Origin of the sequence: Pseudomonas sp. MPC6 (assembly GCF_006094435.1) — a bacterium.
Taxonomy (GTDB): Bacteria; Pseudomonadota; Gammaproteobacteria; order Pseudomonadales; family Pseudomonadaceae; genus Aquipseudomonas.
In genome coordinates this window covers 505791-520069 of the sequence record NZ_CP034783.1, presented here as the reverse complement: position 1 = coordinate 520069, position 14279 = coordinate 505791, and the positions used below count along the sequence as shown (strand labels likewise).

Genomic DNA, 14279 nt, shown 5'->3' with positions numbered 1-14279 from the left:
GGAACTCAGGCCATGACCCAACTCCCCACCGACATCAAACTGCACAAAGCCTCGAAAACCCTGTCGCTGAAATACGCGACCGGCGAGGAATTTCACCTGCCCGCCGAATTCCTTCGGGTGCACTCTCCCTCCGCCGAGGTCCAGGGCCACGGCAAACCCATCCTGCAATTTGGCAAGATCGGCGTAGGCCTGTCCAAGGTCGAACCGGCCGGCCAGTACGCACTGAAACTGACCTTCGACGACGGCCACGACAGCGGCCTGTTCACCTGGGAATATCTGTACCAGTTGGGCATGCGCCAAGAGGATCTCTGGAACGATTATCTTGCCGAGCTCAAGGCGGCCGGAAAAACCCGTGACCCAAGCGAGTCCATCGTCAAGCTGATGCTCTAGGTCGGGCCTCTCGTTCTTTAGAAGGCATTTTCTAATTTCATCTGTTTGAATGCTCGGCTTACAGGCCGACGATTGGCCTGCTTGCGAAAAAAATTAAACTCGGGTAACCAATGGAACTGGCAAGGTCCCTGCAGTGCTCGCTGTACTGAAAAGCAGCGATGCAGAATTAACGGTCACCCGAGCAGTAGTACCTGGCATTGGCTGTGAGACTGCGCAGCCGGCCCGGGTACTCGTCTCGGGACAATGGAGCGTCGTAGATGAGTAACAAGAATAACGATGACTTGAAGTATCAGGCCTCGGAAAACACCTTGGGACTGAATCCTGTCGTTGGATTGCGTGGCAAGGATCTGCTGGCGTCTGCTCGGATGGTGCTCAGGCAAGCCATCAAACAACCCATTCACAGTGCCAAACATGTCGCCCATTTCGGTCGTGAACTCACGCACGTGCTGCTCGGCAAGTCCGGGCTGCAACCGGCAAGCGATGACCGTCGCTTCGCGGATCCGGCCTGGAGCCAGAACCCGCTCTACAAACGTTATCTGCAAACTTATCTGGCGTGGCGCAAGGAGCTCCACGACTGGATCGACGAGAGCAATCTGTCGCCCAATGATGCCAGTCGCGGGCATTTCGTGATCAATCTCATGACCGAAGCCATGGCGCCGACCAACAGCGCGGCCAACCCGGCAGCGGTCAAACGCTTCTTCGAAACCGGCGGCAAAAGCCTGCTCGACGGCCTCTCGCATCTGGCCAAGGATCTGGTGCACAACGGCGGCATGCCGAGCCAGGTCAACATGGGCGCATTTGAAGTCGGCAAAAGCCTGGGCGTGACCGAAGGCGCAGTCGTCTTCCGCAACGACGTGCTGGAGCTGATCCAGTACCGGCCGACCACCGAGCAGGTGCACGAGCGGCCCTTGCTGGTGGTGCCGCCGCAGATCAACAAGTTCTATGTGTTCGACCTGAGCCCGGACAAGAGCCTGGCGCGGTTCTGCCTGCGCAATAACGTGCAGACCTTCATCGTCAGCTGGCGCAACCCGACCAAGGAGCAGCGCGAGTGGGGGCTGTCGACCTACATCGAGGCGCTCAAGGAAGCGGTCGACGTGGTCACCGCGATCACTGGCAGCAAAGACGTGAACATGCTCGGCGCCTGCTCCGGCGGCATCACCTGCACCGCGCTGCTGGGTCACTATGCGGCGCTTGGCGAGACCAAGGTCAATGCGCTCACCTTGCTGGTCAGCGTGCTCGATACCACGCTGGACAGCGACGTGGCGCTATTCGTCAATGAACAAACCCTCGAATCCGCCAAGCGCCACTCATATCAGGCCGGTGTACTGGAAGGCCGCGACATGGCGAAAGTCTTCGCCTGGATGCGCCCCAACGATCTGATCTGGAACTACTGGGTCAACAACTACCTGCTGGGCAACGAGCCGCCGGTGTTCGACATCCTGTTCTGGAACAACGACACCACGCGGTTGCCTGCGGCATTCCACGGCGACCTGATCGAACTGTTCAAGAACAACCCGCTGATTCGCCCCGACGCACTGGAAGTGTGCGGTACGCCGATCGACCTGAAGCAGGTCACTGTCGACATCTTTTCCCTGGCCGGGACCAACGACCACATCACGCCGTGGAAGTCCTGCTACAAATCGGCGCAACTGTTCGGCGGCAAGGTCGAGTTCGTGCTGTCCAGCAGCGGGCATATCCAGAGCATTCTGAACCCGCCGGGCAATCCGAAATCGCGCTACATGACCAGCAGCGAAATGCCGGTCAAGGCCGAGGACTGGCAGGAAAACTCCACCAAGCACACTGACTCCTGGTGGCTGCATTGGCAGGCCTGGCAGGCCGAGCGTTCGGGCGAGCTGAAAAAGGCTCCGGCGAAACTGGGCAACAAGGCGTATCCGCCAGGCGAGGCGGCACCGGGCACTTACGTACACGAGCGGTAATCGACGCACCTCGCTCTACCTGTAGGAGCGAGCTTGCTCGCGATGGACGTCAACGAGAACGCGTACTCCCTGGATCACGCGTTGTCCTCTCGTTTTTCGCGAGCAAGCTCGCTCCTACAGGGGATCGAGTACGAATTCACCCACAGGGTTTGAAGCATGCCGCAACAGTTCATATTTCGTACCGTCGACCTGGATGGCCAGACCCTCCGCACGGCGGTACGCCCCGGCAAGCCTCACTTGACGCCCTTGCTGATTTTCAACGGCATTGGCGCCAACCTGGAGCTGGTGTTTCCGTTCATCGCAGCGCTGGACCCGGACCTGGAAGTCATCGCCTTCGATGTACCCGGTGTCGGCGGCTCGTCGACGCCAAACCGACCGTATCGTTTTCCGGGCCTGGCGAAACTCACGGCGCGGATGCTCGACTATCTCGACTATGGAAAAGTCAACGTGATCGGCGTGTCCTGGGGTGGCGCCCTCGCCCAGCAGTTCGCCTTCGACTACCCCGAGCGGTGCAAGAAACTCGTTCTGGCGGCCACGGCGGCTGGCGCGGTGATGGTGCCGGGCAAGCCCAAAGTGCTATGGCTGATGGCCAGCCCACGGCGCTATATCCAGCCGTCTCATGTCATCCGCATTGCGCCGATGATTTACGGCGGTGCGTTCCGGCGCGATCCAACCCTCGCCGCCAGCCACGCCGCCAAGGTGCGCTCCGCGGGCAAGCTCGGTTACTACTGGCAGTTGTTCGCGGGCGTCGGCTGGACCAGCATTCACTGGCTGCACAAGATCCATCAGCCAACCCTGGTGCTGGCCGGCGACGACGATCCGCTGATCCCGCTGATCAACATGCGTGTGCTGGCGTGGCGGATTCCCAACGCTCAGTTGCACATCATCGATGACGGGCATCTGTTCCTGATTACCCGGGCCGAAGCAGTGGCACCGATCATCATGAAATTCCTTGAGGAAGAAAGGCAGCGCGCGGTCATGCATCCGCATCCGGCGCCATTGGGCGGTTAACTGGCCCATTGTCGGTCGGCAGGACGCCGCTGCGCGCAACAACCCGTAACAGCGACTATGGTGTTCTGGTTCGACGTATTTGTTTTAGGCCTGAAGACCAAGGAGTGTTGAGTCATGCGCGATAAACCAGCGAGGGAATTTTTACCGACTCCCGCCGCGTTCATCAATGCACAGAGTGCGATTACCGGCCTGCGGGGTCGGGATCTGTTTTCAACCCTGCGCAGCGTTGCCGCCCATGGTTTGCGCAACCCGGTGCACACCGCCCGACACGCCTTGAAACTGGGCGGCCAGTTGGGTCGAGTGCTGCTGGGTGAAACCCTGCACCCGACCAATCCGCAGGACAATCGCTTTGCCGATCCCGCATGGAGCCTCAACCCTTTTTATCGTCGCAGCCTGCAGGCTTATCTGAGCTGGCAAAAGCAAGTCAAACACTGGATCGACGACAGCAAAATGAGCCCGGACGATCGCGCCCGTGCCCACTTCGCGTTCGCGTTGCTCAACGATGCCCTGGCCCCGTCCAATACCTTGCTCAATCCGCTGGCGATCAAAGAGATCTTCAATTCCGGCGGCAATAGCCTGGTGCGCGGCATCAGCCACCTGGTCGACGACCTGCTGCACAACGACGGCCTGCCCAGGCAGGTCACCAAACAAGCTTTCGAAGTGGGCAAAACGGTCGCCACCACCACCGGCTCCGTGGTGTTTCGCAATGAGCTGCTGGAGCTGATCCAGTACAAGCCAATGAGCGAAAAACAGTATTCCAAACCCTTGCTGGTGGTGCCGCCGCAGATCAACAAGTACTACATTTTCGACCTGAGCCCCCACAACAGCTTCGTCCAGTTTGCCCTGAAAAACGGCCTGCAAACCTTCATGATCAGTTGGCGCAATCCTGATGTGCGCCATCGCGAATGGGGGCTGTCGACCTACGTTGAAGCCGTGGAAGAAGCGATGAACGTTTGCCGGGCGATCACCGGCGCCCGCGAGGTCAACCTGATGGGCGCCTGCGCCGGCGGCCTGACCATCGCCGCCCTGCAAGGGCATTTGCAAGCCAAGCGACAACTGCGCAGGGTATCCAGCGCGACGTACCTGGTGAGCCTGCTCGACAGTCAGATGGACACGCCCGCGACCCTGTTCGCCGATGAGCAAACCCTTGAGGCAGCCAAGCGCCGGTCCTATCAGAAAGGCGTGCTGGACGGTCGAGACATGGCCAAGGTCTTTGCCTGGATGCGCCCCAACGATTTGATCTGGAGTTACTTCGTCAACAACTACCTGTTGGGCAAGGAACCGCCGCCGTTCGACATTCTCTACTGGAACAACGACAGCACGCGCCTGCCAGCGGCCCTCCATGGCGACCTGCTGGACTTCTTCAAGCACAATCCGCTGAGTCATCCGGGCGGCCTTGAAGTGTGCGGTACGCCGATCGACTTGCAGAAAGTCACGGTCGACAGCTTCAGTGTGGCCGGTATCAATGACCACATCACCCCCTGGGACGCGGTGTACCGCTCCACCCTGCTACTGGGTGGAGAGCGGCGCTTCGTACTCTCCAACAGCGGGCATGTGCAGAGCATTCTCAATCCGCCCTCCAACCCGAAAGCCAATTTCGTCGAAAGCACGAAGCTGAGCGGCGACCCACGGGCCTGGTATTACGATGCCAAGCAAGTCGACGGCAGCTGGTGGACTCAATGGCTGGGCTGGATTCAGGAGCGTTCAGGCGCACTGAAAGAAACCCGGATGACGCTGGGCAACCAGAATTATCCACCGATGGAGGCAGCGCCCGGCACTTACGTGCGCGTGCGCTGAACCTTAAAACGCTGCAGCCAGCCTTCAATCCTGTAGGAGCGAGCTTGCTCGCGATTGACGTTAACGATAACGCGTGCTGCCTGGTCAACCGCGTGTTCCCCTCGTTTTTCGCGAGCAAGCTCGCTCCTACAGGGACAGGCGTTGGCTGTGGCATGACTCGATCAATAAGAAGACTGGATGAAAACCCGCGACCGGATCCTCGAATGTGCCCTGCAGTTGTTCAATCAGAAGGGCGAACCGAACGTCTCCACCATGGAAGTTGCCAATGAAATGGGGATTAGCCCGGGTAATCTTTACTACCACTTCCACGGCAAGGAACCGCTGATACTCGGCTTGTTCGAGCGCTTCCAGGCTGAACTTGCACCACTGCTCGATCCGCCGGCCGATGTCGAGTTGGCCCCCGAAGATTACTGGCTGTTCCTGCACCTGATCGTCGAGCGCCTGGCGCACTACCGGTTTCTGTTCCAGGACCTGTCGAACCTGGCCGGACGCCTGCCGAAGCTGGCCAAGGGCATCCGCAACCTGCTCAACGCGCTCAAGCGCACGCTGGCTTCATTGCTGGCGCAGTTGAAGGCTCAGGGGCAGTTGGTCAGCGACACCCAGGCGCTGGGCCAGTTGGTGGAGCAGATCACCATGACACTGTTGTTCTCGCTGGATTACCAACGGATTCTTGATCGCGAGGGTGAGGTGAGGCTGGTGGTGTATCAGATCATGATGCTGGTGGCGCCGCATCTGTTGCCACCGATCAAGGTGGCGACCGAGCAAATGGCACTTCAATATCTCGAAGAACACGAATAACCCCCCTGCAGGAGCTGGCTTGCCAGCGAAGGCGATCGAAAAATCACCGCAAAATCCAGCGATCCCTTCGCCAGCAAGCCGGCTCCTACGGAGAAAGGGGTGTGTCATTCAGCATTATTGTTGGCTGTGACGACGTCTTCGCTGGCAAGCCAGCTCCTACAGTGGATCACAAACAAAAACGCCCGACCTTTGCAGGCCGGGCGTTCTCTTGAGTCCCGGAAAAATCAGGACTGACTGGTTGGCGTCGATGGAGCCGGCGCGGCAGTCGGGGTTGCAGCAGGGGTCGGTGCAGCAGCGGAGTTCGATGTGCTGACCGGGGTTGCCGGGGTGGCGGCAGCCACTGCTGGTTTTGGTGCAGCAGCTTTCGGCGCTGCCGGTTTTTTCACGGCCGGCTTCTTCGCGGCGGCAGGTTTTGCTGCTGCCTTGGTGGCCGGTTTGGCTGCTGCGGTTTTCGCCGCAGGCTTGGCTGCCGGTTTAGCCGCCGCTTTGGCAGCGACCGGTTTGGCCGCTGGCTTGGCTGCTGCAGGTTTGGCGGCGGCGGTCTTGGCGGCTGGTTTAGCGGCAGCCTTGGCCAGCGGCTTGGCAGCCGGTTTCGCTGCTGCGGTTTTGGCCGCAACAGGCGCAACCTTGGCACCGGTGAGTTTTTCGATTTGCTTGGTCAGGGTATCGACCTTGCTGTGCAGTGCCTTGACCTCATTGCGGCTTGGTACACCCAGGCGCGAAATGGCGCTGTTCAGGCGCTTGTCGAAAGCCCCTTCCAGCTCATCCCACTTGCCCATTGCACGATCTTTCACGCCGCTGATACGCGACTTGGCCGACGAAGCGGAATCCTTGGCGGCATCGACTTTCTTATCGACAGCGCTCTTGGTGAGCTTCTCGGCTTTCTCGCCATCTTTAACCAATGCATCGAAGAGCTTGCTGCCGTCAGTGTCGATCTTCGAGTACACGCCCAAACCAGCCAGCCAGATTTTGCGGGAGTAGTCTTCGACTTTCCCGATCCACGAGCTGCCTTCTTTATCGGTGTTCTTTTTACCAGCCATCCCGTTCTCCTTAAGATTTATGCGCGACGCGTTCGAGCAATGCCGTCAGCTCATCGAGCTTGGCAGAGAGTGTCTCCACGTCATGTTTAGACGGAATGCCGATACGATTCAAGGTACTTGCGACACGCGAGTCAAAAGCCTTCTCGACCTTGTCGAGTTGAACTTCGACCTTGCCTTTGAAAGAGCTGACTTCAGTCTTGGCTTCGTCAATCTCGGCATTAGCCGCTTCGAGCTTCTCGGCAACGGCTTCTTTGCCTTTCTTTTCAACAGCTTGACCGGCCACGATCAGCTCTTGAAAGTACTCGCTACCCTCTTGGCCGACCCTGGCGTAAGCCCCCAGGCCTGCCAGCCAGATTTTGCGAGCATAGGTTTTGACGTCGCTCAGAGCCGTTGTCGAAGCGTCGATTTTTTTCTTCAAAATAACTTTGGCCATGGTGCACCTCACGCGCAGAAGGTTTGAGGAACTGCCCGCGAAAGCGTCGGGCTCAGGCACAAAGTAGTGAGAATAATTAGAAACGGCACCCTAACAACTGACATAAAACTTCGAGCACACCGCAACCAACTGTGGGAGCGGGCTTGCTCCGGGCGGCGTTCCGACGAATGCGGTAAATCAGTCGACATCAGTGCTGAATGACACACCGCATTCGCGAGCAAGCCCGCGCCCACACTGATCGCATTTCATAGAAGGTCGCGGATCAGGCCAGGGCTTTATCGAGCGCCTTCTCGATTTCCGATTTGATCATGCCGCTCATGGCCGACATCATCAGGCCCAACTCCACATCGACGCGGATCGAGTCTTCGCTGACATGCACCTCGCCTTTCACACCCGAACGCTTGAGGTTCAGCGTATCGCCGGACCATTGCGGTACCAGGCCATATTGCTCGGACAGCTTCTGCGCCAACTTGTCGGCCTTCTCGCGGGCCGCTTCCTTGCCCAGGCCGTGGGCACGCTCAACACTAATACGGGCCATCGAATGACTCCTGCTTTATGGATACTTTCCTGAAGCATCTTGACCGCTGCTGCGGCAAAACGTCCCGGCGATTGCCTATCTTACCTTCAGCCTTGCCAAGACAAAGCAGGCCACCGGGATTAGAATGTCCCGCATTCTCTTTTGGTGACAGCGATATGACTGATCAGCGCAAAGGCAGCGATGCCGAACCCACCACTCACTTCGGCTTCAAAAACGTTCCGGAAAGCCAGAAGGCGGAAAAAGTCGCTGAGGTTTTCCACTCGGTAGCGGCCAAGTACGACTTGATGAACGACCTCCTGTCGGGCGGCATGCACCGTTTGTGGAAGCGTTTTGCGATCGAACTGTCGGGCGTTCGCACCGGCAACCGAGTGCTGGATATCGCCGGCGGCACCGGCGACCTGACCAAGAAATTCTCGCACCTCGTTGGCCCGACCGGCCAGGTCGTGCTGGCCGACATCAACGAATCGATGCTCAAGGTCGGTCGTGACCGCCTGCTGGATCTGGGTGTGGCCGGCAACGTCGAATTCGTCCAGGCCGATGCGGAAAAGCTGCCGTTCCCGGACAACCATTTCGACTGCGTGACCATCGCCTTCGGCCTGCGCAACGTCACTCACAAAGAAGACGCGCTGCGCTCGATGCTGCGCGTGCTGAAACCGGGCGGCCGCTTGCTGGTGCTGGAGTTCTCCAAGCCCACCAACGCGCTGATGTCCAAGGCCTACGACGCCTACTCGTTCGCCTTCATGCCACTGATGGGCAAGTTGATCACCAACGACTCGGAGAGCTATCGCTACCTGGCCGAATCGATCCGCATGCACCCGAATCAGGAAACCTTGAAGTCGATGATGGTCGAGGCCGGTTTCGACCGCGTGACCTATCACAACATGACCGCAGGCATCGTGGCCCTGCACCGCGGCATCAAACCCTGATGTTGCTGGCCGGTCTGCTCGCCAGCGTCGAACTTGGTCTGAACCGGGTGCTGCGGCTCGACAGCACGGCGTTGCCGCGGCTGGCGCATTTGAGCGGCAAGGTGATTGCCGTCGACTGCCGCAACCCGGCGCTGCAACTGTTCATCCTGCCCAGCGACGAAGGCCTGATGCTGGCTTCCCAGTGGGAAACCGGCGCCGACTGCACCTTGCGTGCACCGGCCTCGAGCCTGTTGAAACTGGCGATGAGCAAGGACAAGACCTCGGTCCTGCATGGTCCTGAAGTCGAACTCGACGGCGACAGCGGCGTATTGCTGGAACTGGCGGCGATCCTCCAGGACCTGGAACTGGACTGGGAGTACGAGCTCTCGCGCTGGCTGGGCCCGGTCGCCACGCAATTGGTCGGTGGTCATCTGCGCAGCCGCGCACGCTGGTATCAGCAAGGGTTCGCCAGCCTGAATCAGAACCTGGGCGAATACCTGGCCGAAGAATCGCGCACCCTCGTCGGTCAGCGCGAAGCTGAAGCCCGTTTCAGTGAACTGGACCAGATCAAACTCGATCTGGAACGTCTCGAGGCGCGCTTCGAGCGCCTTTCCCGATCCCTCGACCCAAGCGATAACGCATGAAGCTGCTTGCCGTCCGCCGTTTGTTGCGCATCCAGCGCGTTGTGATCCGCTACCGCCTCGATGACCTGCTGTTCGCCCTGCCGCTGCCCTGGTTTCTGCTGGCGCTGCGCTACGCCTTGCCGTGGCGCTGGTTTCCGCGCAAGACCCTGGACCTGAGCCGTGGTGCGCGATTGCGCCTGGCGCTGCAGGACCTGGGACCGATTTTCATCAAGTTCGGGCAGATTCTCTCCACTCGCCGCGACCTGCTGCCGGAAGACATCGCCGATGAGCTGATGAAGCTGCAGGACCGGGTGCCGCCGTTCGACTCGCAAGTGTCGGTCAATCTGATCGAAGAACAGCTCGGCAAAAAAATCAGTGAAGTGTTCAGCCGCTTCGACGTCGAACCGCTGGCCTCGGCCTCGGTGGCGCAGGTGCATGCCGCGCAACTGAAAACCGGCGAAGAAGTGGTGGTCAAGGTCATCCGCCCGGGCCTGAAACCGATCATTGCCCAGGACCTGGCGTGGCTGTTCATTCTCGCCCGTGCCGCCGAAAAACTCTCGGCCGATGCGCGCCTGCTGCACCCGGTGGACGTGGTCCAGGATTACGAAAAAACCATCTACGACGAACTCGACCTGTTGCGCGAAGCGGCCAACGCCAGCCAGTTGAAGCGCAACTTCGAGGGCTCGGAGCTGCTGTACGTACCGCAAGTCTATTGGGACTGGTGCCGGCCGAAAGTGCTGGTGATGGAGCGCATCTACGGAATCCAGGTCACCGACCTGGCCACCCTCGCCGATCAGCGCACCGACATGAAAATGCTCGCCGAGCGCGGCGTGGAGATCTTCTTCACCCAAGTGTTCCGCGACAGCTTCTTCCACGCCGACATGCACCCGGGCAACATCTTCGTCAGCACGGTCAACCCGTGGAGCCCGCAATACATTGCGATCGACTGCGGCATCGTCGGCAGCCTGACCCCGGAAGATCAGGACTATCTGGCGCGCAACCTGTTCGCGTTCTTCAAGCGCGATTATCGTCGCGTGGCGCAATTGCACATCGATTCGGGTTGGGTGCCGGCGGAAACCAAACTCAACGAATTCGAAGCGGCGATCCGCACCGTGTGCGAGCCGATTTTCGAAAAACCGTTAAAAGATATTTCCTTCGGCCAGGTGCTGATGCGCCTGTTCCAGACCGCTCGACGTTTCAACATGGAAGTGCAGCCGCAGCTCGTGCTGCTGCAAAAAACTCTGTTGAACATCGAAGGCCTGGGCCGTCAGTTGTACCCGGACCTTGACCTGTGGAACACCGCCCAGCCATTCCTCGAACGCTGGATGCGCGAGCGGGTCAGCCCCAAAGCCTTACTCGGCAATGTGCAGAGCCAGTTCGAACAGTTGCCGCACCTGGCGAACATGGCCCGCGACCTGCTCGAGCGCATGTCCCAGCCCCACGCCCATGATCCTCCACCGCCGTGGCATCGACGCAAGGACGACTGGCTCCTGCGCCTGCTCGGTTGCGCGCACCTGGCCGGCGGCACGATACTCGCCGCGGGTGGGCCATTGAACGAAATGGGCCATTGGCCGGCTGGCATCATGGTGGCCGTCGGCTTGTATCTGGTCGTTCGCCGATAGCCAGCGCCCCCGCACGCTGGCACACTGTTTCAACGCCTGTGCCCGACTAATGAAGTGTCGGGCCCGCTGTCGGAGTCGATGATGAAAAACTGGCTGGACGAGATCAAGTGGGACGCCGATGGCCTGGTGCCGGCGATTGCCCAGGATCACAAGACCGGACGCGTCCTGATGATGGCCTGGATGAACCGGGAAGCGCTGAAACTGAGCGCTGCCGAGAACCGCGCCATTTACTGGTCGCGCTCCCGTGGCAAATTGTGGCGCAAGGGCGAAGAATCCGGGCACGTGCAAACCCTGCATGAGATGCGCCTGGACTGTGATGCCGACGTGATCATCCTGATGGTCGAGCAGATCGGCGACATCGCTTGCCATACCGGCCGCCAGAGCTGCTTCTACCGTGTCTTCGAGAACGGCGACTGGAAAACCGTCGACCCGGTCCTGAAAGACCCGCACGCCATCTACAGCGCAGGACACACCCATGAGTGATACGTTGACCCGTCTGGCCCAGGTACTGGAAGAGCGCAAAGGCGCCGCCGCCGACAGTTCGTATGTCGCCAGCCTGTACCACAAGGGCTTGAACAAGATTCTGGAAAAAGTCGGCGAAGAGTCGGTCGAAACCATCATTGCCGCCAAGGACGCCGCCATCAGCGGCGACTGCAGCGATGTGATCTACGAGACCGCCGATTTGTGGTTCCACAGCATGGTCATGCTCGCCCAACTGGGGCAACATCCACAGGCTGTACTCGATGAACTGGACCGTCGCTTCGGTCTGTCCGGACACGCCGAGAAAGCCTCGCGCCCGTCCGCCTGAACAATTATTAGAGAGGAGCAGCAACATGGGCATTTTTGACTGGAAACACTGGATCGTCATCCTGGTTGTTGTCGTTCTGGTGTTCGGCACCAAGAAACTGAAAAACCTCGGCACCGACGTGGGCGAGTCGATCAAGGGCTTTCGCAAGGCCATGAACGATGAAGACAAGCCGGCTGATCCGACGGTGACCCCGCAACAACCGGTTCCACCTGCTCAACCACAGACCGCACAGTCCGTGAACCAGCCGCACACCATCGACGTGCAGGCGCAAAAAGTCGAAGAGCCGATCCGCAAAGACGTGTGAGCACTGACTAATGTTTGGTATCAGCTTCCCTGAACTGCTGCTCGTCGGCCTCGTTGCCCTGCTGGTGCTGGGCCCCGAGCGCCTGCCGGGTGCAGCGCGCACCGCTGGCCTGTGGGTCGGGCGGTTGAAGCGCAGCTTCAACGCGATCAAACAGGAAGTTGAACGTGAAATCGGTGCCGACGAGATTCGTCGGCAGCTGCACAACGAGCACATTCTGTCGCTGGAGCAGGAGGCGCGGAAGATTTTCACGCCGACTCAGCAAGAGGCCGCACCGGTTCAGCCGGTTGAACCTGTGGCGGAGCAGACGATTCATGCTCCGACTGCAGACCCTGCGCCTGCCCAGGTACCGACGGAAACGGTGAAAGCTGTTGAACCGCCGCCGGTTATCGCGCCCGTAGAACCTGTTGCTCCTGCCGCCGCGCCGACAACGCCGGCTCCTCACGACACCACTTTGCCGCCGCGAGTCTCATGAGCGATCTCCCCGAAAACGACCAGCACATGCCGCTGGTTTCGCACCTCACCGAGTTGCGTACCCGCCTGCTGCGCTGTGTAGCGGCGATTTTCATCATCTTCGCCGGGTTGTTCGCCTTCACCCAGCAGATCTACACCTTCGTTTCCACGCCGCTGCGCCAGTACCTGCCGGTCGGCGCGACGATGATCGCCACCGACGTGTCCTCGCCGTTCCTGACGCCGCTGAAGCTGACCATGATGGTGTCGCTGTTCCTGGCCATCCCGGTGATCCTGCATCAGATCTGGGGCTTCATCGCGCCGGGGCTGTACAAGCATGAGAAGCGCATCGCGGTGCCATTGCTGGTGTCCAGCATCCTGCTGTTCTACACCGGCATGGCGTTCGCCTATTACCTGGTGTTCCCGCTGATCTTCAAATTCTTCGCCGCCGCCACCCCGGCCGGCGTGGAAATGATGACCGACATCAGCAGCTACCTCGATTTTGTCATGACGCTGTTCTTCGCCTTTGGCGTGGCGTTCGAAATCCCGGTAGCCGTGGTGCTGCTGGTGTGGATCGGCGTGGTCAACGTCGTCTACCTGAAGAAGATCCGGCCGTATGTGATCATCGGCTGCTTCGTGGTCGGCATGATCCTCACTCCGCCGGACATCTTCTCGCAGACCCTGCTGGCCGTGCCGATGTGGCTGCTGTTCGAGATCGGCATCCTGTTCAGCGGCCTGATCAGCAAACGCGGCGAGCACCCGGACGACCAGCCGGTTGACGATCACAACGACCAGCCGCCAGCGACCCAGCCGTGAACCTGCTGCTCCTGGAAGAGGCCGATTTCATAGCGGCCGACCGCGTGATCCTGCGTGATCGCCGGTTGACTCACATGCAGGAAGTTCATCGTTCGGTCGTCGGCGACAGCCTGCGGGTCGGGCGTATCGACGGCTTGATGGGCTCGGCCGTATTGCTGCGCCTGGACGCCGATGAAGCAGAGTTGCGCGTCATCCTCGATCAGCCCCCACCCGCCAAGCTGCCATTGACCCTGATACTGGCCCTGCCACGCCCGAAGATGCTGCGCAGGGTGTTCCAGACCGTGGCGGCCATGGGTGTGCCGCGCATCGTGCTGGTGAACAGCTACCGCGTCGAGAAGAGCTTCTGGCAAACACCCTTCCTGGAGCCCGAGGCGATTCGCGAGCAACTCATCCTCGGCCTCGAACAGGCGCGGGACAGCGTGTTGCCGCAGATCGTCATCGAGAAGCGCTTCAAGCCCTTTGTCGAGGATCGCCTGCCAGCGATGACCGAAGGCACCCTCGGCCTGGTCGGTCATCCCGGCAACTACCCGCCCTGCCCCCGTGGCCTGGATGAGCCGGTGACCCTGGCCATCGGCCCCGAAGGCGGCTGGATCCCCTACGAAATCGACCTGCTGGGCAAGTCCGGGCTGCAACCGGTGCAGCTCGGCGAACGCATCCTGCGGGTCGAAACCGCCGTCGCCGCGCTGCTTTCACGCCTCTTCTGACACCGCCTCTATCCCCTGTAGGAGCGAGCTTGCTCGCGAAGGTCATTAACGATGACGAAGGCGGCCTGGATGAGCGCGGCGACTTTACGCCCATCGCGAGCAATCG

17 protein-coding genes are annotated in these 14279 nt (G+C 60.1%); 14 read left to right on the top strand and 3 right to left on the bottom strand.

Annotated features, from left to right (window positions below):
- The first annotated feature begins 12 nt into the window (after nt 1-12).
- The 5 genes from ELQ88_RS04400 (at nt 13) to ELQ88_RS04380 (ending at nt 5933) form a co-directional block, all read left to right on the top strand.
- Nucleotides 13-390 (top strand): DUF971 domain-containing protein, encoded by a 378-nt coding sequence (locus ELQ88_RS04400; protein ID WP_128872199.1) that lies wholly within the window; start codon nt 13-15, stop codon nt 388-390.
- 257 nt (nt 391-647) lie between these two features.
- Entirely contained in the window at nt 648-2327 is a 1680-nt protein-coding gene (gene phaC / locus ELQ88_RS04395) for a class II poly(R)-hydroxyalkanoic acid synthase (protein WP_138963847.1), read from the top strand.
- 156 nt (nt 2328-2483) lie between these two features.
- Nucleotides 2484-3338: a poly(3-hydroxyalkanoate) depolymerase gene (phaZ, locus tag ELQ88_RS04390; RefSeq protein WP_128872201.1), complete on the top strand. Its 855-nt coding sequence runs from the start codon at nt 2484-2486 to the stop codon at nt 3336-3338.
- A 114-nt stretch (nt 3339-3452) separates the two neighbouring features.
- Nucleotides 3453-5135 (top strand): class II poly(R)-hydroxyalkanoic acid synthase, encoded by a 1683-nt coding sequence (phaC, locus tag ELQ88_RS04385; RefSeq protein WP_138963845.1) that lies wholly within the window; start codon nt 3453-3455, stop codon nt 5133-5135.
- Nucleotides 5136-5312: 177 nt separating this feature from the next.
- A complete protein-coding gene (locus ELQ88_RS04380) occupies nt 5313-5933 on the top strand; it encodes a TetR/AcrR family transcriptional regulator (RefSeq protein ID WP_128872204.1) in 621 nt (206 codons plus the stop codon).
- A 224-nt stretch (nt 5934-6157) separates the two neighbouring features.
- Here the strand turns inward: ELQ88_RS04380 and ELQ88_RS04375 are convergent, their stop codons facing one another.
- The 3 genes from ELQ88_RS04375 to ELQ88_RS04365 all read right to left on the bottom strand — a co-directional run bounded on the left by ELQ88_RS04375 (nt 6158) and on the right by ELQ88_RS04365 (nt 7944).
- Complete coding sequence (locus ELQ88_RS04375; protein ID WP_138963843.1) at nt 6158-6973, bottom strand: phasin family protein; 816 nt, start codon at nt 6971-6973, stop codon at nt 6158-6160.
- A 10-nt stretch (nt 6974-6983) separates the two neighbouring features.
- Nucleotides 6984-7406, bottom strand: coding sequence for a phasin family protein (locus ELQ88_RS04370; protein WP_138963841.1), 423 nt, complete (start codon nt 7404-7406; stop codon nt 6984-6986).
- Between the two features lie 262 nt (nt 7407-7668).
- The gene (locus ELQ88_RS04365) at nt 7669-7944 is read right to left on the bottom strand and encodes a polyhydroxyalkanoic acid system family protein (protein ID WP_128872207.1); all 276 of its coding nucleotides are present in this window, start codon (nt 7942-7944) and stop codon (nt 7669-7671) included.
- 155 nt (nt 7945-8099) lie between these two features.
- Here ELQ88_RS04365 and ubiE point away from each other — a divergent pair, with 155 nt between their 5' ends.
- The 9 genes from ubiE to ELQ88_RS04320 all read left to right on the top strand — a co-directional run bounded on the left by ubiE (nt 8100) and on the right by ELQ88_RS04320 (nt 14173).
- Complete coding sequence (gene ubiE, locus ELQ88_RS04360) at nt 8100-8870, top strand: bifunctional demethylmenaquinone methyltransferase/2-methoxy-6-polyprenyl-1,4-benzoquinol methylase UbiE (RefSeq protein WP_007948968.1); 771 nt, start codon at nt 8100-8102, stop codon at nt 8868-8870.
- Complete coding sequence (locus tag ELQ88_RS04355; protein WP_138963839.1) at nt 8870-9493, top strand: SCP2 domain-containing protein; 624 nt, start codon at nt 8870-8872, stop codon at nt 9491-9493. Before ubiE ends, ELQ88_RS04355 begins: the two co-directional genes overlap by 1 nt.
- A complete protein-coding gene (gene ubiB / locus ELQ88_RS04350; protein WP_138963837.1) occupies nt 9490-11094 on the top strand; it encodes a ubiquinone biosynthesis regulatory protein kinase UbiB in 1605 nt (534 codons plus the stop codon). The genes ELQ88_RS04355 and ubiB overlap by 4 nt, the downstream gene beginning before the upstream one ends.
- Nucleotides 11095-11175: 81 nt before the next feature.
- Nucleotides 11176-11577 (top strand): phosphoribosyl-AMP cyclohydrolase, encoded by a 402-nt coding sequence (gene hisI, locus ELQ88_RS04345; RefSeq protein WP_138963835.1) that lies wholly within the window; start codon nt 11176-11178, stop codon nt 11575-11577.
- Complete coding sequence (locus ELQ88_RS04340; protein WP_007899279.1) at nt 11570-11902, top strand: phosphoribosyl-ATP diphosphatase; 333 nt, start codon at nt 11570-11572, stop codon at nt 11900-11902. Before hisI ends, ELQ88_RS04340 begins: the two co-directional genes overlap by 8 nt.
- 25 nt (nt 11903-11927) lie before the next feature.
- A complete protein-coding gene (locus tag ELQ88_RS04335; RefSeq protein WP_138963833.1) occupies nt 11928-12206 on the top strand; it encodes a twin-arginine translocase TatA/TatE family subunit in 279 nt (92 codons plus the stop codon).
- 10 nt (nt 12207-12216) lie between these two features.
- Nucleotides 12217-12678, top strand: coding sequence for a Sec-independent protein translocase protein TatB (tatB, locus tag ELQ88_RS04330; protein WP_138963831.1), 462 nt, complete (start codon nt 12217-12219; stop codon nt 12676-12678).
- Complete coding sequence (tatC, locus tag ELQ88_RS04325; protein ID WP_128872212.1) at nt 12675-13469, top strand: twin-arginine translocase subunit TatC; 795 nt, start codon at nt 12675-12677, stop codon at nt 13467-13469. Before tatB ends, tatC begins: the two co-directional genes overlap by 4 nt.
- Nucleotides 13466-14173: a 16S rRNA (uracil(1498)-N(3))-methyltransferase gene (locus ELQ88_RS04320; protein WP_138963829.1), complete on the top strand. Its 708-nt coding sequence runs from the start codon at nt 13466-13468 to the stop codon at nt 14171-14173. Before tatC ends, ELQ88_RS04320 begins: the two co-directional genes overlap by 4 nt.
- Nucleotides 14174-14279 lie beyond the last annotated feature (106 nt).

Coding starts and splice junctions, on each gene's coding strand:
- ELQ88_RS04380 (WP_128872204.1), top strand. CDS start 5,313: ATGAAAACCCGCGACCGGATCCTCGAATGTGCCCTGCAGTTGTTCAAT.
- ELQ88_RS04340 (WP_007899279.1), top strand. CDS start 11,570: ATGAGTGATACGTTGACCCGTCTGGCCCAGGTACTGGAAGAGCGCAAA.
- phaC (WP_138963847.1), top strand. CDS start 648: ATGAGTAACAAGAATAACGATGACTTGAAGTATCAGGCCTCGGAAAAC.
- phaZ (WP_128872201.1), top strand. CDS start 2,484: ATGCCGCAACAGTTCATATTTCGTACCGTCGACCTGGATGGCCAGACC.
- hisI (WP_138963835.1), top strand. CDS start 11,176: ATGAAAAACTGGCTGGACGAGATCAAGTGGGACGCCGATGGCCTGGTG.
- ELQ88_RS04335 (WP_138963833.1), top strand. CDS start 11,928: ATGGGCATTTTTGACTGGAAACACTGGATCGTCATCCTGGTTGTTGTC.
- ELQ88_RS04375 (WP_138963843.1), bottom strand. CDS start 6,973: ATGGCTGGTAAAAAGAACACCGATAAAGAAGGCAGCTCGTGGATCGGG.
- ELQ88_RS04370 (WP_138963841.1), bottom strand. CDS start 7,406: ATGGCCAAAGTTATTTTGAAGAAAAAAATCGACGCTTCGACAACGGCT.
- ubiB (WP_138963837.1), top strand. CDS start 9,490: ATGAAGCTGCTTGCCGTCCGCCGTTTGTTGCGCATCCAGCGCGTTGTG.
- ubiE (WP_007948968.1), top strand. CDS start 8,100: ATGACTGATCAGCGCAAAGGCAGCGATGCCGAACCCACCACTCACTTC.
- tatC (WP_128872212.1), top strand. CDS start 12,675: ATGAGCGATCTCCCCGAAAACGACCAGCACATGCCGCTGGTTTCGCAC.
- ELQ88_RS04355 (WP_138963839.1), top strand. CDS start 8,870: ATGTTGCTGGCCGGTCTGCTCGCCAGCGTCGAACTTGGTCTGAACCGG.
- tatB (WP_138963831.1), top strand. CDS start 12,217: ATGTTTGGTATCAGCTTCCCTGAACTGCTGCTCGTCGGCCTCGTTGCC.
- ELQ88_RS04365 (WP_128872207.1), bottom strand. CDS start 7,944: ATGGCCCGTATTAGTGTTGAGCGTGCCCACGGCCTGGGCAAGGAAGCG.
- ELQ88_RS04400 (WP_128872199.1), top strand. CDS start 13: ATGACCCAACTCCCCACCGACATCAAACTGCACAAAGCCTCGAAAACC.
- phaC (WP_138963845.1), top strand. CDS start 3,453: ATGCGCGATAAACCAGCGAGGGAATTTTTACCGACTCCCGCCGCGTTC.